This window comes from Streptomyces sp. NPDC026659 (assembly GCF_040638245.1).
In the GTDB taxonomy this organism is placed as follows: Bacteria; Actinomycetota; Actinomycetes; order Streptomycetales; family Streptomycetaceae; genus Streptomyces.
Genome location: NZ_JBEZXY010000001.1, coordinates 599,981 through 624,072, shown reverse-complemented (window position 1 = coordinate 624,072; position 24,092 = coordinate 599,981). Strand labels below are relative to the sequence as shown.

12 protein-coding genes are annotated in these 24,092 nt (G+C 70.1%); 2 read left to right on the top strand and 10 right to left on the bottom strand.

The genetic code is table 11. The features are described 5' to 3' along the window. Nucleotides 1–73: 73 nt before the first annotated feature. The 4 genes from AB0E91_RS02705 to AB0E91_RS02690 form a co-directional block, all read right to left on the bottom strand. Complete coding sequence (locus AB0E91_RS02705; protein WP_361774043.1) at nucleotides 74–748, bottom strand: hypothetical protein; 675 nt, start codon at nucleotides 746–748, stop codon at nucleotides 74–76. Further along, nucleotides 745–11,460 (bottom strand): LamG-like jellyroll fold domain-containing protein, encoded by a 10,716-nt coding sequence (locus AB0E91_RS02700; protein ID WP_361774040.1) that lies wholly within the window; start codon nucleotides 11,458–11,460, stop codon nucleotides 745–747. Before AB0E91_RS02700 ends, AB0E91_RS02705 begins: the two co-directional genes overlap by 4 nt. Before the next feature lie 241 nt (nucleotides 11,461–11,701). Further along, the gene (locus AB0E91_RS02695; protein WP_361774037.1) at nucleotides 11,702–12,265 is read right to left on the bottom strand and encodes a BMP family ABC transporter substrate-binding protein; all 564 of its coding nucleotides are present in this window, start codon (nucleotides 12,263–12,265) and stop codon (nucleotides 11,702–11,704) included. 82 nt (nucleotides 12,266–12,347) lie between these two features. Beyond that, nucleotides 12,348–13,313, bottom strand: coding sequence for an endonuclease/exonuclease/phosphatase family protein (locus AB0E91_RS02690; RefSeq protein ID WP_361774034.1), 966 nt, complete (start codon nucleotides 13,311–13,313; stop codon nucleotides 12,348–12,350). 318 nt (nucleotides 13,314–13,631) lie between these two features. Here AB0E91_RS02690 and AB0E91_RS02685 point away from each other — a divergent pair, with 318 nt between their 5' ends. Then, nucleotides 13,632–14,786, top strand: coding sequence for a glutathione-independent formaldehyde dehydrogenase (locus tag AB0E91_RS02685; protein ID WP_361774031.1), 1,155 nt, complete (start codon nucleotides 13,632–13,634; stop codon nucleotides 14,784–14,786). A gap of 129 nt (nucleotides 14,787–14,915) precedes the next feature. Here AB0E91_RS02685 and AB0E91_RS02680 read toward each other — a convergent pair whose 3' ends face one another. From AB0E91_RS02680 to AB0E91_RS02665, 4 genes are all read right to left on the bottom strand, one after another. Then, nucleotides 14,916–15,917, bottom strand: a complete 1,002-nt coding sequence (locus AB0E91_RS02680; RefSeq protein WP_361774028.1) for a beta-ketoacyl-ACP synthase III — start codon at nucleotides 15,915–15,917, stop codon at nucleotides 14,916–14,918. Next, nucleotides 15,914–17,692 carry a fatty acyl-AMP ligase gene (locus AB0E91_RS02675; protein WP_361774025.1) on the bottom strand — a complete coding sequence of 593 codons (1,779 nt, stop codon included), beginning with the start codon at nucleotides 17,690–17,692 and terminating at the stop codon, nucleotides 15,914–15,916. The genes AB0E91_RS02680 and AB0E91_RS02675 overlap by 4 nt, the downstream gene beginning before the upstream one ends. Nucleotides 17,693–17,695: 3 nt before the next feature. After that, nucleotides 17,696–17,884: a hypothetical protein gene (locus tag AB0E91_RS02670; RefSeq protein WP_361774022.1), complete on the bottom strand. Its 189-nt coding sequence runs from the start codon at nucleotides 17,882–17,884 to the stop codon at nucleotides 17,696–17,698. Nucleotides 17,885–18,092: 208 nt separating this feature from the next. Beyond that, entirely contained in the window at nucleotides 18,093–18,494 is a 402-nt protein-coding gene (locus AB0E91_RS02665; RefSeq protein ID WP_361774019.1) for a nuclear transport factor 2 family protein, read from the bottom strand. A gap of 766 nt (nucleotides 18,495–19,260) precedes the next feature. On the opposite strand from AB0E91_RS02665, the gene AB0E91_RS02660 reads away from it, so the two are divergent. After that, nucleotides 19,261–21,723: a BTAD domain-containing putative transcriptional regulator gene (locus tag AB0E91_RS02660; RefSeq protein ID WP_361774016.1), complete on the top strand. Its 2,463-nt coding sequence runs from the start codon at nucleotides 19,261–19,263 to the stop codon at nucleotides 21,721–21,723. A gap of 194 nt (nucleotides 21,724–21,917) precedes the next feature. Here the strand turns inward: AB0E91_RS02660 and AB0E91_RS02655 are convergent, their stop codons facing one another. Together AB0E91_RS02655 and AB0E91_RS02650 are read right to left on the bottom strand one after the other, a co-directional pair. Further along, nucleotides 21,918–22,280: a helix-turn-helix domain-containing protein gene (locus tag AB0E91_RS02655; RefSeq protein ID WP_361774013.1), complete on the bottom strand. Its 363-nt coding sequence runs from the start codon at nucleotides 22,278–22,280 to the stop codon at nucleotides 21,918–21,920. Nucleotides 22,281–22,463: 183 nt separating this feature from the next. Beyond that, the gene (locus AB0E91_RS02650) at nucleotides 22,464–24,080 is read right to left on the bottom strand and encodes an aminotransferase class III-fold pyridoxal phosphate-dependent enzyme (RefSeq protein ID WP_361774010.1); all 1,617 of its coding nucleotides are present in this window, start codon (nucleotides 24,078–24,080) and stop codon (nucleotides 22,464–22,466) included. Nucleotides 24,081–24,092 lie beyond the last annotated feature (12 nt).

Genomic DNA, 24,092 nt, shown 5'->3' with positions numbered 1-24,092 from the left:
CGAGCTGTTGCGTACACGGCAACGGCGGCGAACACCCACGGGTGGTCGCCGCCGTTGCCGTCAACTGCTGTCGTCAGTCGACGACGTTGCGAACTTTGGCGAGCTTGTGCTGGGCGATCTGGCGGTCAACCGTCGCCGACAGAGCGCCGGGATCCGCGGCTTTGGCTCGCAGGCCTTCCAACCATTCCGTTGCGCCCGGCCAGTTGAGAGGGAGCCTGGACTTCGGCCATAGGCTGGCCAGTTCACCGGCGAGCGCCAGGCCGTCTTGGACAAGGTCCGGCCGGCCGGCCGCCGCCGCGATGAGGACGCTGTCCTCCATCTCTGCCACGGCCGGTGGGAATCCCTTGTCGTAGGACGCGGAAATAGCCGAGTGATAGGCCCTGACGACCTGTTCCAACGACGGAGGTTCCTCGCTCAGGGGCAGAACGCTCTGTTCTCGGAGAGCGTCGACGGCTGCCGAATACTCGCTCTCGTGCTTCGTGAAGAGCACGCTCTCCGGTTGCCCTGAGGTACCTTCCAGACGCTGTCCCAGGGTGAGGGTGATCGCCGGGAACTCCCGTGTCAGCGCGTGCACATGCACTGTCGGTGTGTACCCGTCGCCGGACGTCGTACGGTCGAGAGAGACACCCTGGACAACCGGACCGATCCGACGGAGCAGGTGCAGCGGCTTCCAGGCGTCGAACCCGGGAAGCGCGGCGACCCAGTCCGATGTGACCCGTCGAGGTGTGGGGACACTTGATTTCGTCATGGATTCACCTCGATGGTGACTGTGGAACCCGGAACGTTGTTGGCATTGAGGTCCGCCTGTCGCTTGCCGATGCCACGTCCTGGATGGATGAGGAACTTGTAGTCGTAGATGATGCCGGTTGCCGGATCGAAGACGTCCGGGCGGGCGCTTCCCTTGGTTCCCTTATTGACCGGGGCGTTGCCCAGGTAGCTCTGCTCCGGGACGAGACCTCGCGAGCCGTAGATTCCTTGGTAGCGCTTGAGCAGTTTCTCGGCGTACGAGTGCTTCAGTGTCCCGTTCACCGCCCCGGTTCCTCCGATCTTGCGCTCCGCTCGCGTCGCGATGGCTTGGACGAGTTCCAGATTGGTCGGGTCCGTGGAACCGTTGCAGGAACACGCCTTCCCGTTCGGAGCCGTGCCGCTGGTGCAGTTGTGCACCAAGATCGGCGCGTCTCCGGCCACCACATAGTACGTGTGAAGCCCGTCGATAGTCAGGTCGTACGTGGTCTGGGTGGCCGTGTAGGAGCGGGTGTTGAGGATTTCGGTGGTGCCGGATGTGCTCTGGAGTTTGTGGTGGGCCTTGAGATTGGCGGCCTGGGTCCAGGTGTTGGTGGTGGCGTCGTAGAACTGGTGGTGCTTGGTGGTGTGGACGGTCTTCGGGCCGGACTTGGTGGCGACGGTGACGTCGACGAAGTCGTGGTCGGTGTGGGTGACGATCACCCGCTCGACGCGGTGCTTCTCCTTCTTCTTCTCGCCGGGTGCGGCGGTGAGGACGTAGTCGCCGGCCTTGACCTGGTTGATCTGCTTGGTGGCGCCGGTGGCCATGAGGACGCCGGTGGCCGCGGTGAAGCTGTGGCACGGGCTCTTGATGCCGCCCGCCGCGCCGAACAGGGCGCCCATGGCGGCCCCGCCGTTGGCGCCGCTGGAGATGTCGGCGTTGGCGGTCTTGAAGCTGCAGGAGCCTCCGCTGAGGCATCCGCCGACGAAGTCGCCGGCGCCTGACGCGGCGCCGCCGACCTCACCGGCTATGGAGCCGGTCGCCGCTCCGCTGATGATGCGGGCGCCCACGCCACTGGCGATCTCGCTGACCGCTCCGCTGATGACGGGGGTGACGGCCTCGCCCGCCATGCCGCCCGCCAGGGCGCCGACGGCGCCGGAGACCGCGCCGATGCCCGCGCTGATCGCGAGTCCCTTGGCGGAGATGTGCCCCTTGTTGGCCTGCGCGTAGCCGACCGCGTTGCCCACGGCGCCTGCCGCCGCGGCACAGGCGACCATGCCGGCGCCGAAGGTCTCGACTCCGACAGCGGCGCTGCAGCCTAGGAAGACGGCTCCCGCGGCGATCGTGGCGGCGTGCTTCTTGACGAACTTCTCACCGGCCCGGACGGCCTTGTGCAGTTTCGCGCCGACGGCCTTGCCGGCCTTCTTGAGGATCTGCTTGGCGCGTTTCGCGGCCTTGGCGGGGTGGTGTGCGTAGTAGACGGCGCGGTGGTAGTAGTGCCGGCTGCGTTGATAGATGTGTTTGGCGAAGTGGTAGAGGATCGGATGGCGGTCGGCGATGTGCTTGACGGCCTTCTTGGCGTAGTGCTTGGCCGCGCCGATGATGCCGTGCTTCTTCACCTCCCGGGCGACCTTCTGAAGCTTCTTCAGGCCGGAGTGGACCGCGCGGCCCACGCTGGAGTGGTGCCAGGCCGAGGACGCCTTCTTCTTGGCCGCCTTGGCCACGTGCTTCACCGCGCCCCACAGCGACCAGTGGCCGGTCGGGTCGGTGTTCGTCAGCGGGTTGTCGTTGCCGTAGGCGAAGCGGTCGGCGGCGACGGAGTCCGGGACGGGGTTGAGGCCGACGGTGTCACGCGAGGTGAACTGGCCGGTGTTGGGGTTGTACCAACGCGCGGCCATGTCGACCTGGGAGGTGTCCGGGTCGGTCCATTCCGACTGGTAGCCCAGGGAGCCGACCATGCCCAGGGTGTTGAGGACCTTGCCGAACGGGTCGTAGGTGGTCGATCCGGTCAGGGCCGCGCCGGAGTCGGTGAACTGGCCGACGACATCGTCGTGCACGTCGGTCATGGCCAGCACCTTGGTGCCGCCGGAGTTGATGCCGAACAGCGCGCCACCGGGGTCGCGGCTGTAGGTGGTGGCGCCGTCGGAGGCCAGGTCGTTGTCGGTACCGGTGTAGGCGAAGCTCTGGGGGGAGACGCCGTCGCCTGTGGTGACCATCCGGTCCAGGCCGTCGTAGGTGTACGTCTTCGTGCCGGAGGTGATCACCCGGTTGAAGGCGTCCGCAGCCGTGGTGCCGTTGTGGCCCTGTTCGTCGGTGGTCGAGCTGAGGGTGCCGCGGGCGGTGTAGCTGTAGCTGCTGTGCCCGTCGGAGGTCAGTTCGTTGCGGGCGTTGTAGGTGTAGGTCTCTCCGTCGGCGCGGGTGCGGTTGCCCGCGCCGTCGTAGCCGTAGGTGGCCGTCCTGGTGCCGTTGTTCCAGGAGGTGAGCCGGTCGGCCCAGTCGTAGGTGTAGGTGTTGGACGCGGCCCCCGCGAATCCGGTGGTGGTCTTGGAGGTCTCGTTGTCGTTCAGGTCGTAGCCGTAGGAGACCGACGCCTCGGTGCCGCCCGACGGCTTGGTGAGGGTGTCGCTGGTGAGCCGTTGCGCCCAGTCGTACTGGAGGGTGCGGCTCGCCTTGCCGGTGCCGTAGGAGATGGTCGTCGGCAGCGACATCTGGTTGTAGCCGATGGTGACGGTGGACCCGGTGGCGGCGTCGTTGATGGTCTTCAGACGGCCGGCCGTGTCGTAGCCGTAGGCGGAGGTGCCCGCGGCGTCGGTGCGCGAGGTCATCTGACCGTCGCCGCCGTAGGTGAAGGACGAGGCCCCCGACGGTCCGGCGGTGGTCAGCAGGTCGCCGCGGTCGTCGTAGGTGAAGGTGTCGTCCGTGTTCGGGGCGGCGGCGGAGATGACGCGTCCGTCGGCGTCGTAGCCGAAGGTGTGGTCGGCGGTGGTCGCCTCGGCGCCGTTGCCGGCCTGCCGGGTCAGATCACCGGTGGTGGAGTCGTAGGTGTTGGTGACGGTCACGCCGCCGGGGGAGCGCTGCTGCGTCACCCGTGCGTCGGCGTCGTAGACGGAGGTGTAGGTGCGGTCCGCGACGGCCGGGTAGGTCGGCGTGGACGGTTCGATCTGCGACTCCGGCAGGCCCCACTTGTTGTACGTGGTCAGCCAGTCGTGTCCGGCCACGGGGTTGCCCGAGGCGTCGTAGCCGTTGCCGTCGGTGAACCGGGTGCGGTTGCCCGCGGCGTCGTAGCCGAAGGTCGTGGTGATCGACTGTCCGGCCGCGACCGGCTGCACTTCCTTGGTCACCATCCCCGTCGCGTCCAGGGCGAAGGTGGTGGTGTGGCCGTTGCCGTCGGTGGCGGACGTCAGATTGCCCGCCGGGTCGTACTGCGCGGAGGTGGTGCGGCGCGCCATTCCGGTGGCGTCGTACTCGGCGGTGCCGACCGCGTTGCCGAAGGCATCGTACGTGGTCGTCGAGTAGGTGCCGTCCGGGTTGGTGACCTTGGTCGGCCTGCCGTCGAGGTCGTAGGTGTACTGGGTGGCGTTGTTCGCGCCGTCCACGACCTTGGTCTGCTCACCGGCCGCGTTGTAGGTGAACGAGGTGTTCACCCCGGTCGGCGACACCGACGAGGACAGCAGGCCGCCGGGGGCGTCGTAGTGGTTGGTGGTGGTGTAGGCGGCCTGGGAGGGCCGGCGCTCGACCTGGGTGGAGGTGAGCTCGTTGCCCAGGTAGTCGTAGGTGGACTGGGCCACCGCGCCGGTCGGGTCGGTCACCGACAGCAGGTCGCCGTTGGTGTCGTAGGCCGAGTGCGTCGTCCGGCCGCCCGGCAGCGTCTTGTCGACCTGGTCGCCGAGCTGGTCGTAGGTGTAGGAGGTGACGTTGCCCAGCGCGTCGGTCTCGGTGGTGATCTGACCGGCGGTGTTGTACTGCGTGGAGGTCACCGGTGTGATCGGCGTCGAGGAACCCGGCGGCGTGTACGAGGGCAGGGTCTGCGAGATCTGCTGGCCCAGCGGGTCGTACCCGGTCGTGACGACGTTGCCGTTCGGGTCCTTTGTCCCCGTCACCTGGCCGTAGGTGTTGTAGCCGGTGTACGACACCGGGTGCGAGGCGCTCACGCTCGAGGTGCCCGTGGCCGCGTCGGCCGTCTCCGCGTTCACCGTCGGCTCGGTCGTGACCGCGGGGTTGCCGGCCTCGTCATAGGCGTAGGACGTGACGTTGCCGTTCTCGTCCGCCGACCATGTGGCAAGCCCTCGCTGGTCCAGATGCGCCCGAGTGGTGTGCACGGTCGAGTTCGCCGCAGGAAGCGTCCCGCCGTACAGGCTGGAGACCTGGGCGGCGGACAGAGCCTCGGAGTAGACCTGGACGTCCGAGATCGAGCCGTTGGCGTACTCGCCCCAGCTGCCCGCGCTCAGCTTGCGGGCGATGTCGAGGCTTCCGGTGGCGTTCCAGGGGGTGGTGAAGGCCTTGGTACCGGTCAGAGTGCCGTTGACGTAGAGCTCGAACTGGCTCGCGGCCGCGTTGTACACACCGGTCAGATGGGTCCACTGCCCCACCACGGGGGCGCTGCCGGCGGCGGCGGTCCAGGCTGCGGTGGTGCTGTCGGAGGCATGGGCGCCGAAGGCCCAGTCGTTGCCCCCGGAGGAGTAGTAGAGCTGGAAGCCGCTGGTGTAGGTGCCGTTCTGGGAGACGAAGGTGGAGTTGCTCGCCGTGGAGTTGAGCTTGACCCACGCCGAGACGGTGTAGCCGGTGGCCGTGTCCAGAACGGGACTGCCGGTCTCGGCGTAGGAGGTGGAGGTGCCGTTGAACACGGCGCTGCCGCCGTGGTCGCTGGACCACGTCACCCCGTTGCCGGTCGTCGCGGGGTTGTTCGCCCCGGAGGAGTCGGCGGCGCTGCCGCCGGAGCCCTCGTTCAGCTTCCAGCGGCCGACGGGAACGGTGGTGCCGCCGTGGTCCGTGGTGGACGTGGGGTTGCCGAGCGCGTCGTAGGTGTAGGAGGTGGTCTCCGGCGTGTCCGACGCACCGGAATGCGTGGAGGTGACGACGTGGTCGTCCGGGTCGTAGGACACCGTATCGGCGCGCTTGAGGCCCGAGGGGTCCACGGTCGTCGTGGTCGTGCGCGCCGCCGCGTCCACCGCGTAGGTGGTCGTGGTGGTACCGCCGTTGGTGACCTGCTGGATCAGGTTCCCCGCGGCGTCATAGGTGTTGGCCTGCTGCACGAACGACTTCGGGTTGGCGGGGTCGGTCACCGCGTCTGTGCGTGTGATCGAGGCCACCAGACCGTTGTCGGTGTAGGCGTAGGACGTGGTGAAGCCCATGGAGTCCGTCGTCGACGCCAGGAGACCGGCCGGGTCGTAGGCGCGCGAGTCCAGGGTCAGCGTCCTTGCGCCGGACGGGTTGTCGGGGTCACCGATGTAGCCGGGCTGGGTGGTGGTGATCTGCCGGTTGTCGGCGTCGAAGGTGTAGTCCGTCTCGTTGCCGGACGGGTCCACCTCCTTGACCGCGTTGCCGTACACGTCGTACGTGTACGTCGTGCTCTGGAGCGTCTTGTCCGTGCCGTCGGCGTTGAACGCCGACACCTGCGACTCGGTGGACACCCGGTTGCCCGAGTCGTACGTCCACTCGGTACGGCGCGGGCCGTCCCCGCCGGTCAGGTCCGAGGTTGTCTGCGAGGCGATGTTGCCGTCGACGTCGTAGACCGTGGTCGTCCGCGCGGTGTGCACCGCACCGGTGACCCGGTCGGTGACGGCGGGCTCGGTCTCGGTGACGACCTGGTCGTCCTTGTCGTAGGCGGACGAGGAGACCAGGCCCGACGGGTAGCTGTCCGATATCTCGCTCTTGGTCAGCTGACGGCCGATGTTGTCGTAGGTGAACCTCACCGCCGCGCCGTTGGGGCTGGTCTGCTGGGCCAGATCACCGTTGTGGTTGTACGAGTACGTCGTCGTCGCCCCACCCGGCGTCACCGTCGACGCCTCCAGATACGCCGGCGCGTTCCCGCTGTCCGCCGCGGGCGTGGTCGACGTGGTGTACGTCGTGGTGGTGGTGCGGCCGTTGGGGAAGCCGGGGACCGGTGGGGTGGTGACCGTGGTCTGGTTGCCGTACTGGTCGTAGGCGTAGCTCGTCAGGTACGTGTTGTCCGTGGGGCCCGAGGAGCGGCCGTCGCGCTCGGTCAGGAGCAGGTCGTTGCGCGGGTCCGGCGTCGGGTTCGCGGTGGTGTCGTCCGGATAGTAGGTGTAGTAGTCCGTCTCGCAGAGGTTCTGTGCCTGGTTCTGGCACGTCGTCTTGGAGACCACGTTGCCGCGCACGTCGTGCCCGGTGGTGGTGGTGTTCCCGTCCGGGTCGGTGGTGGTGTAGAGGAAGCCCGAGGTGTCGTAGCCGTAGGTGGTGCGGTTGCCGAGGGCGTCGGTCTGGTAGAGGACGCGGTCGCCGTTGTCGACGTCGTAGCCGTAGGCGATGTACTTCGTCGACCCGTCGGTGGTCGGCACCTGGATCTGCACCGTGCGTACCGGGGCGATGCCGGAGGAGGACTTGTACGCCGTCCACTCCTGCGACACCTGGGCGGCGCTCAGCGCCGAGCGGAAGACCGCGACGTCACCGAGCGAGCCGTTCCAGTAGTCGGTCTGGGCGCCCGCGTAGAGCGCGCGTCCGATCTGCAGGGAGCCGGTGGCGGACCACACGTTGGGCCGTGCGACCGTGCCCTGGAGCGTGCCGTTGACGTAGAGCGAGAGCAGGCCGGTCGAGGCGTCGTAGGTGGCCGCGAGGTGGGTCCACTGGCCGGTCGCCGCGGTGGCGGTCGAGTACACGGCCTGGGTGGTCAGGTTGCCGCTGGAGGAGTCCGCCGTCGGCACGCGCAGCGCCCACTTGTTCTGGCTGTGCTCGTAGCCGAGGTAGAACCCGGCGTGGTACGTGCCGTCCTGGCTGACGGCCGTGTAGTTGCGCGTGTTGGTGGCGAGGTCGACCCAGGCCGACACGCTGAAGTTCTTGGAGGTGTCGACCTCCGCCCTGCCCGGACTGGCGTAGGAACTGGAGGCGTTCGCGAACGTCGCCGCCTTCACGTCGGCGGCGCTGTACGGCCCGGCCGTGCCGAGGGTGACGTTGTTGTAGGTGGCGCGGCCGGTGTTGACCTCGTTGGCCGCGGAGGACCCGGAGGAGTCGCTCAGCCGCCAGTAACCGGAGGGCCCGGCGCCCATCACCGAGGAGCGGTAGACCTGGGAGGACCCGGTCACCGTCGGCGGGACGAGCTTCCACACGCCGCCGTTGTTGTCCGTCTCCTGGGAGATGGTGTCGTCGACGGCGTTGTACTGCACCGTGTTCTGGGTCTTGCCCGACGGCAGGGTGATGGTCTGGAGCACCTTCGCGGACGCGGTGGCGGCCGTGTACTGGTTGGTGACGGTCGCGGCGTCCAGCGGCTGGTTGAAGATCGCCGCCTCGGCCATCAGGCCGCTGTAGTGCCCGAGGGTGTCGGCGGGCATGTCCGGCCAGCCATGGGTGTCCACGCCCGCGCCGAAGGTGACGTACGGCTGGTTCCACGACCACAGGCTGCCGGCCAGGGTGCCGGACAGGGCGCCGTCGAGGTACATCGACTGGGTGTTGCCTGCGGAGGTGAGCACCACGTGGTGCCAGGCGTTGTTGTTGACCGTGGTCGCGGACTGGATCGGGGCGTTGCAGCCCGCGGTCGTCGCGAAGCAGCCGTGGAGCTTGCCGTTGGTGCCGATGTAGATCGCCGGGGTGTTGTACTTCGTGTTGGCGACCGGGTTGGAGTCGGTCAGCGGCTTGTCACCGTAGTAGAACAGCACCCCGCCGGCCTGCGACGTCTTGAACCACAGGGACACCGAGGCGTACGTGCGCGTCGCGCCCGGGGTGGACGGTATCGACAGGTACGAGCTGGTGCCGTTGAACGACGCGGCGTGGCTGCTCGCCAGCGGACCGGCCGAGCCCAGGGTGACGTTGTGGTAAGTGCCGTTGAGGTTGCCCTCGTTGGTGTCCACGCCGTCGGCGGCCGTCGTGCCGGACGTCTCGCCCATGCGCCAGTAGGCGAACGGGTCCGCGTCCAGGACGGTGGTGCGGTAGTGGTTGCCGGCCGCGTAGCCGTAGGAGGTGCAGTGCGTGGCGTCAGCGGGCGGGCAGACCTTCGTCAGGTTGTCGCCGCTGTAGCTGTAGCTCCAGGTCGCGACCGTGCTCGAGTCGCCCGCCGTCGAGGGGTCGGTCGCCACCGTCGCCACGTGGGAGACGGTCGCGCCCGAGGGCTTCGACCAGGTGAGGTTCAGCGTCCGGCCCGAGACCTTCGAGGTGATCTTGGTGAGCTGGCCGGAGGTGTAGTCGAAGGTCTCCGCGCGGCCCGCGTAGTCCGTGATCGAGGTGATCGCGTACGCGCCGGTCCTGCCCGTGATCCCCGTCTGGAAGAGATAGGCGGTGTCGTCCTTGTCGACCAGCTTGTAGCCGGCCGGCGCGGTGGTCGCGGTCAGCGAGGCCCAGCGTCCCGGCGGCGGGGTGAAGGAGCCGTCGGCGTTCTTGCCGAAGCCGACCTGCGAGCCGTCGGGGTAGGTGATGTTGACACTCGTCACCGCGCCCGAGGAGTCCTTGGCCTCCGCGGCCTCCATGTCCGCGACCGTCGACCAGCCCGCGCCGAACGCGCCGTCCACGCGCGGGTCCAGGGAGTTGTAGTCACGCTCGACCGACAGCGACGGGCCCACCGTCTGCACGTCGGCGTCGGTGTCGGAGGTGGTGTAGTTGCCGACAGCCGGGTCGAAGTCGTGCCCGTCGGTGTTCTGCGACAGGCCCGAGGTCACCGCGGGCTGCGGCACCACGGCCGTGATCTCGCTCTGCGTCCACGGCGAGTAGAGCAGGCTGTCGTAGGTGCGCACCTGCCACAGATAGGTGCCGCCCCAGGCCATCTTCCCCGAGGGGACGGTCCAGTCGCCGCCGCTGATCAGCCCCGAGTCGGAGATCACCGCACCCGTGGAGACGTTCAGGAGCTGGAACTGGTACTTCAGCGCCGAGCCCGGGTTGTTGTCCGAGTCGTAGCCGTACGCGACCAGTTCCGGCTTCAGCGTCTGGGCGTTGTAGTTGTCCGGCGGGTACGAGGCGTCGATCTGCGGCGCCGTGTTCGCCGTCATCGTCAGGTCGAGATAGGGGCGGTAGCCGGAGGGGCCGTTGACCGAGTCGAACTGCTTCCAGTGCAGGCCGTCGTCGGTCGGCGCGTACAGCGCGAGGCCGTGGTTGCTCTCCGTGCCGCCCGCTATGCCGTTGAACCAGGCGCTGTCCAGCGGCACCGTCATCCACGCGCCCGTGGTCCGCGTCCCGTTGTTGTTCGTGCACGCCGCGCCCGGGTTGGCGGTGACCTGTCCCAGCGCGGTGCTGTCCCACGCCGGGCCGGGGTAGGACGTGACCGCCGAACCCGACCACGAGGCGCTGATCGGGGCGACGGAGAACTGCTCCGGAGTGCAGGTCGCGGCCCAGATGTCGAAGAGGTGCAGACTGGACGCCGACACGGTCTGACCGCTGACCATGTCCGTCAGGCCCGTCAGGTGCAGGAACGAGTTCGCGCTGTGCGAGCCGGAGTCGTAGGAGCCGACCTTCAGCACATCCTCGGTCGAGTGGTCACCGGAGCCGCCGGACTCGGCGTACGTGCTGTCGCTCACGGCCAGCGTCGGGTCCACGGTGACGGGCCACATCCGGTCCGGGTCGGCCAGCCACGACGGGTCCGCCGTCATGGTCAGGGTCCAGGCCCCGTCGGAGTGCGCGAGGCCGTAGTCGACCGCGCGCGAGGTCGCCGCTTCCCCGGACTTGGGGTTCACGCTCGCGTCCTGCATGAACGCGTGCGGAATCCGCTGCGCCACGGCACCCGAGGCGTCGGTGAACTCGACCGCCCCGTCGTGGGCGAGCCGCGGCGTCAGGCCCTTGGTGTCGAGCGTGAACGACCACGACGCCGGCGCCTGCGCCGAGGACAGGACGAGCTTCTCCTTCACGCCGTCCGTCAGCGGCACCAGCCTCAGATCCGTGTCCGGCAGCACACCGGCGTACGTCACCGTGCCGTCCGCGTCCGTGCTTCCCGGCACGTCCGCCGCGTCGTTCAGCGCGTACGACACCTGCTGCCCGGCATCCGACTCCACGGATGCCAGCCGCGCGTCCCCGGCCTGGTCGGCCAGGTCCACCGCCACGTCGTTGGCCTTCTCCTGCCAACGGCCGGAGGACTTCACGAGCGTGGTGTCGATCGGCTTCCACGAACCGTCCGGGGCGCGGAAGTTGTGACGGGAGAAGTACACCCGCCGGGTCGTCGTGCCGTTCGCGTTGTGGAACAGGTCCACCGTCGCCGACGAGGCGGCGGCGTCACGCCTGCTCGTCGCGGCGACGAACCCGTCACGCCCGTCGGTCACCGCCGCGCCCGTGGCCGACCGCTTCGCGCCGCGCCGGTGCCGGGCGTACTCGGCCAGCTCCCCCTTGCCCCGGCCGGGCTTGTGACCGCGCCCGCCCTTGGCCCGGGTCCGCGCCGACGACGCGGTGTGACCGAGGCCGCTCGCCGAACCGCCCAGCTGCCTGGGCAACTTCAGGGACGAGGAATGCAGCCAGTCCCAGAGCCCCGACATCGACAGCTTCGGCATGCTCACCGCCGACAGCGTCATTCCCTGCGCCATCGCCTCGTCGGCACTCGGCAGGAACGACAGGACGAAACAGACCACCAGGGTGAGCACGCGCGCCGCCATCCGGCGGCGGTGCGACCAGCGCGGCGAACGCGCCGACCGATGACGTGGCACGGGAAACATGAGCTGTCCTTTGCGAACACACAGCGAACACAAAACAGCTCGATAGTTCCCGTAGTGATCACACTCTGACCACAGTCAGTTGATCTTCTTACTTGATCCTTAAGAGTGCGGACCGATGGATTCCGTATTCGGTCAACATGCCTTTTTTGCGACCGGGTTGCATTGCATCGTTGAGCATGTGTCAGGAGGTGCCGGTCAAAGAGGCCACCGCTCCGCGCACACCTTCACGCACCTGTGCCGCGTTTCCCGCCTTCACCACTGAGACGTTCGCCGACTCCGATCCGTCTCCCACCACCACGAAACGCACGCCCTTCTGATGGGGTGCCACCGAACGCGCGGCTCGCACTTCCGCCGAACCGACGGCCACGACCACCGAACAGTGCTCCTGCACCAGGGAGTTGACGTACGGCACGACATTCGCCTGGGTGTCCGGCCCCATCGCCGACAGGAAACTCACCCGCGCCCTGGTCGCACGGGAGGCCTCCTGCATACCGGCCCACACCGGCGCCGCGGGCACCCCCGGCGCGACTCCTCGGCTGTCGGCGAGCAGACAGGCGTCCACGTCCCGGTACACCCGGGCCGTCGGCAACTCGCCCCCGCTCCCGGTCCCCGGCCACAGGCAGATCCCCGCCACCCCGGCGAGCACCACGGCGCCGAGCCCCGCGCCGAAGGCGGCCGGACGCCTGCGCACCGGCCCCGGCAGAGCCGCCCGGACCCGTCCCACCCACCGCCACGACACCTGCACGTCCGTCCCCTTCCGGAACACCGGGAGTGATGATCACCCCGCGAGGAGGCGAGAATAGAACAGCTCTTCCACCGGCAACCCTTCAGCGCAGCGCGAGCCGGGCGACGACCGCGCGGTGGTCCGTGCCCGGGACGGTGCGTTCCGTCACGGAGAGGGCCGCCAGACCGGAGCCGTGCAGGACGTGGTCGAGCTGGACCAGGGGCGGGATCGGGGACTTGCCGACGGGCCAGGTGCGGGCCCAGCCGTGGCCGAGTTCGGCGTGGGTGTCGACGAGGCCGCCCGAGGCGAGGAGGGTGCGCATCCGGGCGTGGTCGAGGGAGGCGTTGAAGTCGCCGAGGAACACGGTGTCGGGGCCGTCGGCGCGGGCTACCTCGGCGAGGGCGGTCATGTCGCGGCCCCAGCGGGCGGCGTCACCGAGCGGGTAGTAGGTGTGCACGGCCACCAGCCGTACGGTCCGGCCGCCGACCGTCACCCGCGCGGTGGTCTGGGGCCAGGCGGTGTCGGCCTTCAACGGGCCGCCCTGTGTCAGCGGCAGCCGGGAGTACAGGGACGAGTCGTTCTCGGGATGCAGCTCCTGGTACGGCAGCACCTTCCCCAGTCCGGCCGCCGCGAGCGCGGCCACCCCGGCGGACGGCAGCTCCTGCACCGCCAGCACATCGATCCGCTCGGACCGCACCAGCCGTACGACCGCCTCCGCGTCCGCCTTCCCCACATGGGTGTTGAGCGTGGCCACCCTCAACTCGGCCGACCCCGAAGGGATGTGCTGCCGATCCGGTACGAACCGGGGTGCCAGCAAGGCCACATGAGCCGCCGCGAGCAGCGCCGCGAAGACGACCGCCGGCCGGGACCGCAGCGCCCGCACCGCGAGCACCAGGACCAGCACGAGCACGCTCAGCACGGCGGCGTACGGGAACAGCACCACGGGCACGGCGAGCGGTGTCCCCCCGTCCAGCCCGCCCACCCGCACGAGGAGGAGGACGGACAGCGGGACGAACACCACGCCCCACCCCACGATCTTCCCGAGCCCGCCGACGCTCACTGTCCCCACCTCTCGACCTCTCGCCCGAGCCCAGGAGGTGATCACTCCGGCCCGTGAAGGGGGACGGTGACGACCGCTCGCCGGTTGCACAAGGCGACCGCGATGAACGACGGCGCGCGGACCCGCTTCTTCGACCAGTGCCGCCCCCGGCCCCCTCACCTGCGAGGCTTGCAGCGGCTGGGGCGGCGGAGTTACCTGGAAGTATCCGGCGGTGAAGCGAGGGTTCGAGGCCACGGTGATGACCGGGGGGCCCGCTCTTTCTGCGCGCTCTCGGCGCGGTCCGCGCTCGCCACCGTCATCCGGCGTCGGACGCGGGAGGTGACAGAGGTGAGAGCCGTTGTCTACGAGAGGCCCTTCAGTGTCACGGTCGCGGAGGTGGAGGACCCGCAGATCCTGCACCCCAACGATGTGATCGTCCGGGTCACGTCGTCCGCGATCTGCGGCTCGGACCTGCACATGTACGAGGGGCGCACGGCGGCCGAGCCGGGCATCGTCTTCGGCCACGAGAACCTGGGCGTGATCGAGGAGGTCGGCGACGGCGTGACCTCCCTGAAGGTGGGCGACCGCGTCGTCATGCCGTTCAACGTCGCGTGCGGGTTCTGCAAGAACTGTCTCGCCGGGGAGACCGGGTTCTGCCTGACGGTCAATCCCGGCTTCGCGGGCGGTGCCTACGGCTATGTGGCCATGGGCCCGTACACGGGCGGTCAGGCCGAGCGGCTGCGGGTACCGTTCGCCGACTTCAACTGCCTGAAGCTGCCCGAGGGCGACGAGAACGAGACGGACTACGTCCTGCTGGCCGACATCTTCCCGACCGGCTACCACGGCTGCGAACTCGCCCAGGTGTCGCCCGGCGAGACCGTCGCGGTGTACGGGGCCGGTCCGGTCGGTCTGATGGCCGCCTACTCGGCGCTGCTGCGCGGCGCGTCGAAGGTGTTCGTCGTCGACCGCGTGCCCGAGCGGCTCGCCAAGGCCGCGGAGATCGGGGCCATCCCGATCGACTTCACCCAGGGCGACCCGGCCGAGCAGATCAAGGCCCAGACGAACGGAGAGGGCACCGACAAGGGGATCGACGCCGTCGGCTACCAGGCCCAGGCGGGCGACGAGTCCCACCACGAGGAACCCGCGATCGTCCTCAACCAGCTGGTGGAGACGGTCCGGCCGACGGGCAGGCTCGGCATCCCGGGCCTGTACGTGCCGTCCGACCCCGGCGGCCCCGACGAGCACGCCAAGCACGGACAACTGCTGGTCTCGATCGGCAAGATGTTCGAGAAGGGCCAGAAGATGGGCACGGGCCAGTGCAACGTCAAGCGGTACAACCGCCAGCTGCGCGACCTGATCACCTCCGGCCGCGCCCGCCCCAGCTTCGTGGTCTCCCACGAACTGCCGCTGGAGGACGCCCCGCAGGCGTACGAGAAGTTCGACCAGCGGATCGAGGGCTACACCAAGGTGGTGCTCCACCCGGGTCACGACCTCGCCGCGTGAGCGTGAGACGGCCGTCCGAGGGGGCCGCGGTATGGCACGACGGCCCCCTCGGCGGTACGGCACGACGACTCGCCCTGCGGTACGGCACGACGGCTCCCCGGCGGTACGGCACGACGAGCGGCCGCCCGGTCAGGGCAGCGACACCACCTGGGCCGCGTGCGCCAGACCCGCGCCGAAGCCGACCAGCAGGGCCGGGGCGCCGCTGGACAGGGAGCCCCGGGACAGCAGGGCGCCCAGGGCCAGGGGGATGGACGCGGCCGAGGTGTTGCCCGCGGTGACGACGTCCCGGGCGACGACGGTGTGCGGGGCGAGGTCCAGGGACCGGGCGGCGGCGTCGATGATCCGGGCGTTGGCCTGGTGGGGCACGAAGGCCGCGAGGTCGGAGAGCTCCAGCCCCGCCTCCCGCACCGCCTGCCGGGAGATCTCCGGCACGACACGGCTCGCCCAGCGGAACACCTCCGGGCCCGCCATCCGCAGCGTCGGCCACGGGCCCGGGGTCTCCCGGGTGTGCAGCCAGCTGCGGTCATGGGCGATCATGTGGTGCCGTTCCCCGTCGGAGCCCCACACCACAGGACCGATGCCCGGAGTGTCGGAGGGGCCGACCACGACCGCTCCGGCGCCGTCACCGAACAGGAACGCCGTGCCGCGGTCCGTCGGATCGACGATGTCGCTCATTTTCTCCGAGCCGATCACCACGACGTTGCGGGCGTCGCCGGAGCGCACCAGCGAGTCGGCCAGCCCCAGGGCGTAGCAGAACCCCGAGCACGCGGCGGCGACGTCCAGGCTGCCCGCGGAGCGGGCGCCCAGCTGGTGGGCGACCCGGGGCGCGGCGGCCGGGGCCTGCTCCAGGAAGGACATGGTGGCTAGCAGCACCATGCCGACGTCGTCCGGCTGGGTGCCGGACTGGGCCATCGCCTTGCGGGCCGCCTCCACCGCCATGCTGATGACGGTCTCGTCGGGGCCCGCGACGCACCGTGTCTCGATGCCGGAGCGGCGGCGGATCCACTCGTCGCTGGAGTCGATGAGGGAGCAGATCTCGTCGTTGCCCACCACCCGCGTCGGCCGGTACACGCCCACGCCGAGAATGCGCGATCCCGGGCTGCGCTCGGGCACACGGAGCCTGGCCATCACGCCTGCCTTCCCGCGACCGTGGCCGCCGGCGCGGTCACGGCCCTCAACTCGCCGTTCTCGTAACGCCTCTTGCACGCGCGTCGCTGCACCTTGCCGCTGGACGTCTTCGACAGCGCGCCGCGCCGTACGACGAGGACCTCGTCCGGGGTGATCCGGTGCGCCTCGCGCACGGCGTCCCGGACGTGCTGGTGCAGGGCCTCGGCGCCCAGGGAGTTGAGGACCCGGCCGTCGGCCTCGACGACCACCACCAGCCGTTCGCGGGTGCCGTCGTCGTAGGAGAAGGCGGCCGCGCAGTTCGGGCGCAGGCCCGCCACGGAGTGTTCCGCCGACAGCTCGATGTCCTGCGGGTAGTGGTTGCGGCCCTTGCGGATGATGACGTCCTTCAGCCGCCCGGTGACGTGCAGTTGGTCGCCGTGCAGGAAGCCGAGGTCACCGGTGCGCAGTCGGTCGGCGCCGTCGTCCTGCGCGACGCGGGCGCGGAAGGTGTCCTCGCTCGCCTCGGGGCGGCCCAGATAGCCGCCCGCCACACAGGGACCGGAGACCCAGATCTCGCCGATCCGCCCCTCCGGGAGTTCCTCCCGGGTGACGGGGTCCACGATCCGCACCCGGGTCCGTCCGACCGTGCTCCCGCTGCTCACCACGGGAACGGCGTGCTTGGCCGATTCTCCGACGGGTTCGGCGACGCCGTCGCGCAGGGACTCGGCGGACAGCCACAGCACGCCGGGCTCGCGGTCCTGCCGGGTGCCGGTGACCTTGAGGGTGTTCTCCGCCAGGCCGTAGCCCGGGCACATGGCACGGGGGTCGAAGCCGTACGGCGCGAACGCCTTGGTGAAGGAGCGGATCGTGCCCCAGCGCACCGGCTCGGCGCCGTTGGCGGCCACGCGCCAGCGCGACAGATCGCCCACCTCGGCCGTCCTGCCCTCCGCTGCGGCCCGCGCGCACAGCTCGTAGGCGAAGCTGGGCGCGGCGGCGTGCGTGCCGCCGAAGCGGGCGATGGCCTCCAGCCAGCGGGCCGGACGGCGGATGAAGGCGTCGGGGGCCATCAGATACGACGGGATGCCCGCCCACAGCGGCAGCACGACACCGAAGAGCATCCCCATGTCGTGGAAGAGCGGCAGCCAGTTCACCACCGTGCCGTGCGGCTCGCAGGGCCACAGCTCGTCGGTCTCGACGACGTTGGCGAGGAAGTTGGCGTGAGTGACCATCACCCCCTTGGGATCGCCGGTGGAGCCGGACGTGTACTGCAGCAGGGCGATGTCCTCGGGCGCCGGCCTGCCGAAGTCCTCTCCGGGCACGGGCTGTCCGGCGGCCGGGGCCGGGCCGTCGGTGGCGAGCAGGGTGAGTCCGGCCAGCTCGGGCAGGTCGCCGAAACGTTCGCGCAGATCGCGGACGACCTCGGTCGTGGTCAGGACGGTCGACGTGCCCGCGTCGTCGGCGATCCGGCGCAGCCGCAGCACCTCGTCGCGGCGCCGGGGCGCCTGCACCGGAGCGCCGGCCACGCGGCCGTACATGCACCCCAGGAGGGTGCGGACGAACTCCAGGCCCGAGGGAAAGAGCAGTACGGCGCTGTGGCCGGACAGCCCGGCGGCGGCGAAGCGGGCGGCGCGCAGCCGGGCGGCGTCGTGCAGTTCGCGGTAGGTGAGCGACTCGGCCGGGTCTTCGCCGTTGCGCAGGAAGACGTAGGCCGTTTCGTCGGGCTGCTTCTCGCTGCGCAGCCGCAGGGCGTCGGGAAGGGTGCGTACGTCGACGTGCGGATTCGGTCCGGTGGTCGTCACGTTTCAGAGCTCCTTGTCGGCCCTGGCTCCTGCCTCGGGCTGGTACGACGTGCCGGTGGGGGAGGCGGGGAGCACGGCGAACGGCATCAGCGCGGCCAGCAGCAGTTCCTGGACGCTGGGGATCAGACGCGCGTCCGCCGCGGACTCCGGTCCGCTCCCGCGCACCGGTTCGGTCCCGGCTCGGTGGTCCATGGCGTACTCCTTCGCTGTCGATCACCCCTTCGCGGGGCGGTCATGACGCGGTAACCGCGTGCTCCGGAAAGTCCGGGAGAGGACCGGGTAAGGACGGAAGGGACGGGAAGGCAAAGGCGCCCCTGTGCGCGGGAGAGCCGGCCCCCGGGCACAGAGGCGGACGCCCCGCCCGGACGGGCCGCCGCCGGGGCGTGACCCGAGGCGTGGGCTACGCGGCGGGAGCCTCGTCCGGGACCGGGCGGTCGACGGCCAGGCGCCATTCGCCGTCCTCATTGCGGATCAGCACGTCGGTGCAGGTGCCGTGCATGTGGAGCGTCTGCCCGTCGGGGGTGGGGACGTCGAGGGAGTAGTCCACGATGAGGAGGGAGGTGTCGCCGGTGGTGTACGTCTGGAGCACGCGGGAGTCGATCTTCGGGCCGGAGGCCAGGAATTCCTTGAAGAACGCGGTGCGGGCCGCGCCCGACAGGGGAGCGCCGGAGATGTTGGAGACGGCGTCGTCGGTGTACATGGCGTCGTAAAGCGCCCCGTCGCCCGAGTTGAAGACGCGGACGAACAGTTCGTTCAGCTTGTCCGGGGCCTCGGGAATTTCGAAGTCGATGAGATTGCTCATGGAAATACTTCTCCCCATCTCTCCGTGTATACGTTCCGGTTGGTTGAATTGCGACGTCGGGAAGCCTCGCAGAATTCCATCCCGGACTGGTCACGGTGGGGTAACTTCGCATTCCCCGGGGGCCGGGTGACCTCGCGGTTACCCGGCGGTGGGTGCGGCGCCCCGGCCTGTGAACGGCACCCCGACGCTTACCTGGCGGTGGGCAGTTACCTGGAAGTCAGTACTTACCTCTGGGTCGGCGACTGGTCTAAGGTCGGCTCGTGTAGCTTACGGGGAGGACGTGTCGGCCAATGCGGACAAAGTGCACCATCCGAGCGGCGAATCCTGATGAGCGGGGTCTCCCCGCGCCGGCCCACCGGAATGTGAGATTCCGGGTGACGTGCCCCTCCGGCTTCGAATGGGAAGTCATCTTCTAGGACAGCGGGACCCGGCTGAAAAACGCCTCCGGTGGCCGGAAAGGCAACCTGGACGCCGTACCCGAGTCGTTCACTGCGAATTCAACGGGGAATCGCATGGTCGATCCGATTCGGTGTGTTCTCCTTCACATCCATGAATGTGCGGGCTGAGCACGGCTGGGCCTACCTTCAGGGAGCACGAGAACCAGTTTTCTACCGGCCGATGTGTCCTATGCGAGCGACTAGGGGGAGCTGTGCAGTTTCGCGTCCTGGGGCCTCTGGAGGCTTTGGACGATGGTTGTTCTCTCAGCCTGGGAGGCACGAAGCAGCGGGCCACACTCGGATACCTGCTCCTGCAGGCCAACCGGGTCGTGCCGACCAGCCAGCTGCTCGACGCCCTGTGGGCTGTCGACGACGCGCCGACCTCGGCGCGCAAGATCCTGCAGAACGCCGTCTGGGGCCTGCGCAGGGCCCTCACTCCGCCGGGCGGGGGAGCGCGGGCACCCCTGGTGACCCAGCCGCCCGGCTACAAACTGACCGTCGACTCCGACGACGTCGACCTCTACCGATTCCAGGCCATGGCCGAGCGCGGCCGTGAGGCCCTCACCTCGGGCCGGTCCGAGGCCGCCGCGGCGCTGCTGCGCGAGGCGCTCGAACTGTGGCGCGGCCCCGTCCTGTCCGACCTGGTCGAGTCCGGGATCGCCTGGCCCGAGCTGTCAGCCGTGCAGAACGCCCGGCTGAACGCCATGGAGGACTACTTCGACGCGGAGCTCGCGCTGGGCCGCCACCACGCGGTGCTGGGCGAGCTGGAGGCCATGGTCGAGGACACCGCCCTGCGGGAGCGCTCCAGCGGGCAGCTCATGATCGCCCTGTACCGCAGCGGCCGCCAGGCCGACGCCCTCAACGTCTACAGCCGCGTGCGCGCGGTGCTCGTGGAGGAACTCGGACTCGAACCCGGCCGCGAACTCCAGACCCTGCAACAGGCGATCCTGAACCACGACCCCCGCCTGAACGTACCGGCGACGCCGGGAGCGCGGGAGCCGTACGCGGAACCCCCGCGGGAGGGCATACGCACGGGCCCTTCCCGGCCCGCCCCCGCCGGGCCCTCGGCCCTCCTGGCCGCGTCCCTGACCGCGACACCGTCCGGCCGGACCCCGACAGCGTTGTCCGTCCCGCGCGACGTACGGACGGACGACCGTCCCGATGTACGGACGGACCACCGTCCCGGCGTACGGACGGACGGCCGTCCCGACGTACGCGGCGACGACCGTCGCTCGGAGCCGGTGACCCCGGCTCCCGGGGTCGCGGCGCTCGTGCCCGCCCCCGGGCCCACGACGGTGGGCGAGGTGGCGATGGCCGGGAACCGGCAGCGCGGCGTGCCGGCCGGACCGGGCGGACCGGGCGGTGACGCGGCCGAACGACGGCAGGTCAGCGTCCTGCTGATGCGCGCCCAGGTCGACACCAGCGCCGTGGACGGCGACGCCGAGGCCGCCGACGAACTGCTGGAGTCGGTGTCACGCTGGGTGCACCAGAACATCGAGTACTTCGGCGGCAGGGTCACCGCGGCGATCGGCTCGATCCTGATGGCGCTGTTCGACGCCGGTGAGGACGGCGGCGACGACGCCGAGCGGGCGGTGCTCGCCGCGCTGGCGACCCGGGACGGCCTCCACTCCGCCGTCCTCCCGGGCGCCCCCGACGGCGGCGGGCTGTCCTTCCGGGCCGCGGTCGCCACCGGCGAGGCCGTCCTGCGCTACCGGCCCGGCGACCTCGAACAGCCCTCGTCCATCACCGGAAAGCTGCTGAACACCTGCGACTCGCTGCTCTCCCGCGCGCAGGCCGGGGAGATCCGCGCCTGCGACGGCACCCGCACGGCCACCGAGACCATGATCGGCTACCAGCCCCTGCGAGAAGGGGACGGCAGCGGGCAGTGGGCCGTGCAGGGCATCCAGCGGGAATACGTCGGAACGCTCAGGACGCCCACGGTGGAGCGGGAGTTCGAGCTGTCGCTGCTGACCGAACTGCTGGAGCGGACCCGGTACCGCGGAACCCCGCACGTCGTGACCGTCCTCGGCGATCCCGGCATCGGCAAGACACGTTTCCTCACCGAGTTCGGGCGTACGGTCAAGGACCGCGCCCATGTGGCCAGCGTGAGCGTGTGCCGTGCACGGCGCTCCGGCACCGACGGCGTCTTCGGAATCCAGCAGCAGCTGGTGCGCGCTCTGTGCGGCATCGAGGCCGGTGACGCCCTCCCGGTCGCCCGGGAGAAACTCGTGCTCGCCCTCGGCCGGCTGGTCGAGGAGGAGCGCATGCCGAGACTGCTCGAGTGCCTGCACCAGTTCGTCGACCCCGGCGCCGAGCCCCTCGTCCGCCTGACCCACACGGGCGACGAACTGGCCGCCTGGCGCCGGTTCCTGGAGCACGCCACGCTGGAACGGCCGCTCGTCCTGCTCGTCGACGACCTGCACGGTGCCGACGACGCCGCGCTGAACTTCGTCGCGGGCCTGGCGGACTTCTCCGGCGTACCGCTCCTCGTGGTGGCCACGGCCCGGCCCGAGCTGCTCCAGCTGCGCCCGGAATGGGGCGGCGGCAAGCGGCATGTCACCACGCTCACCCTGGACCCGCTGTCGGACGCCGCCGTGGACCAGCTGCTCGACAGTCTGCTCCCCGACGACGTGCGGACGGAGGCGAAGGACCCGGCCAAGTGGCTCCGCAGGGCGCTGCGGGTGCGCCTGGGCGGGCGTCAGGACGACCGGCGGCGCTACATCCGCTCACTGCTGCGCATCCAGCCACCCCGGGGATTCCGCCCCGGGATGCCCTGCCCGCTGGCGGGCTGACCTCTCCCGCCGGTCACCGCCTTCCGGCCGACCGCCCCGCGCGAGCTGCTCGCCGCGGGGCGCTCGGCCGGATTGGCCGTGCGGGACGACCATGCGGGACGGTCGTGCGGGCGGGCCGGGGGTGCGGGCCGGGGTGCGGTGCGTGCGCCGCCCGGCCCGGGCGCCTCCGCCTGCGGGCCGGGCGGTGTGCGCGGTCAGACCTTGGCGGCCTTGGCCGTCACGGGCTCGCGCTCCTCCCGGGGCGCGAGATGCTCCCGGCCCCAGGCACCGAGGGGTTCGAGGGCCTCGTTGAGGGCCACCCCCGTGGGGGTCAGCGAGTACTCCACCCGCAGCGGCGCCTGGTCGAACGTCGTCCGCAGCACGATCCCGTCGGCCTCCAGCTCGCGCAATTGCTGGATCAGCACTTTCTCGCTCACTCCCGGAACGAGCCGTTTCAACGCCCCGAATCGGTGGGGCTGATGGCGCAGAGCCCAGAGGATGAGAACTTTCCACTTGCCGCTGATGACTTCCATCGCGGCGTCCAGGCCGCAGAAGGCCGGCCGTGCCCTCACGCTCATTTTCCCACCCCTGCCTCCGTCTCAGGCGGCCGTTCATGTGCAGGTGAAGCCAGAACCGCCAGAGTAACGCAGAGCCTCGCCCGGACGAGTGCGGGCCCGTTGTAACAAGCCCTTAACTGGCCGAAAAACAACGGTGGTCGACCGTGTCCTCCGGGATGCCGCGCGAGGGAGAATGCCGGACCGTCACACGCCGAACAACGCCTGTTCGTTCTGTTCCCGCAGTACGGTGCACAGCTCGCGCAGCGCCGCCTCCAGACGGTCCACCTCGGCGTCGGTCAGCAGGACCGACGGTTCGAAGCGAAGGGTGTCGACCGCGCTTGCCGTCGGGAACGTGCGAACGCGGTGCACGCGGAACAGATAGCCGGAGACGGCGTAGCCGAAGATGCCCGCGGCGGCCGCGTCCCGGATCCCGGTGGCCGCCGAACCCGACTGGTCGTGGAACTCCAGCCCCAGCATCAGGCCCCTGCCGCGCACGTCCTTGACGACGTCGGGGAACTCCGCGCGCAGCGACTCGAACAGCGACAGCAGCCGCTCCCCCCACTTTCCGGCCAGCCGGTACGCCTCGCCGTCACCGGCCTCGAGCAGCTCCAGGGTCTTGAGGGCGAGTGTGTTGGAGAACGCGTCCTTGGCGAAGGTCGAACTGTGCACGAGCTCGAAGTCCTTGCGGTACCCGCTCTCCCGCACCAGCGTCACCGCGGCCTTGGCGATCCCGCCGCCCAGCCCCTTGGCCAGCGTGTAGTAGTCGGCCCGCAGACCGATGAGCGAGCTGGCGAAGAACGCCCCGGTGCGGCCCATGCCGCTCTGGATCTCGTCCACGACGACCGGGCAGCCGACGGCGTCACTGGCCCGCCGCACCGCCCGGGCCATCTCGGGGGAGACCAGGTGAATGCCGCCCTCACCCTGGACCACCTCCAGCACGAACGCCGCGAAGACCGGGAACGGCCGCTCCACCAGGCGCACTTCACCGTCCTCGACGACCACGTCCAGCACGGTGGCCCGCTCCTCCTCGGCCAGCTCGGCCACGGCCTGCGGCTGGTCGAAGGGCAGGAAGCGGGCCTGCGCTGCCATGCCCGCGAACGGCAGCCGGAACGCGGCGTTGTGCGTCAACTGGACACTGCCCGCGAGCTTTCCGTGGAACCCGCCCTCCAGCGTGAGGAACACCGGTGGCCTGGCGGCCTGTTCGGCGTTGCGCCGCAGGACCACGGCCACCAGGTCCTCGAAGACGTCCAGGCTCCGTGCGTCCGTACCGGGCGTGTCCGTACCCCGCGCCTCCGCTTCGGGGGTGACCGAGCGCAGGGCCCCGGCCGCCACGGCCGCCCGTCCGGCGGCCACCGCCTCCCGTGCCTCGGCGACATGCACGGCGATCTCCGCCTCCAGCGCCCGCACCTTCAGCACCCGGTCGAACTCCGCGTGCTTCAGCGCCACTTCGACCGACTCGGCACCGCTGTTGGAGAACACCGCGTAGTACGGCTCGGGGTCGGCGAACTCCCGCCGGAGAATCCGGTTCAGGGCGGCGGCGACCTCGCTCGCCGCGGTCTGCCGCGAGGCCTGCGCCAGCACGGGCCTGCCCGAGTCGAGGAACTCCCTTGCGGCAGCAACGATCTCGGGGTGGTTGTGGCCCAGTATCAGCGCGCCGTATCCGCCGGCGTAGTCGAGGACCGGAATCTCCTGACCGCTCCCGTCACGGAAGAAGAGCGTATTGCCCTCCGCGCGCACATACTCCACGTCGATTCCCAGGAACTCCAGGAATCCGAGCATCTGCGGTTCCGCGAGTTCGACTTCGGGTGCAGGAGAGTTCATGTCGGCCCCTTT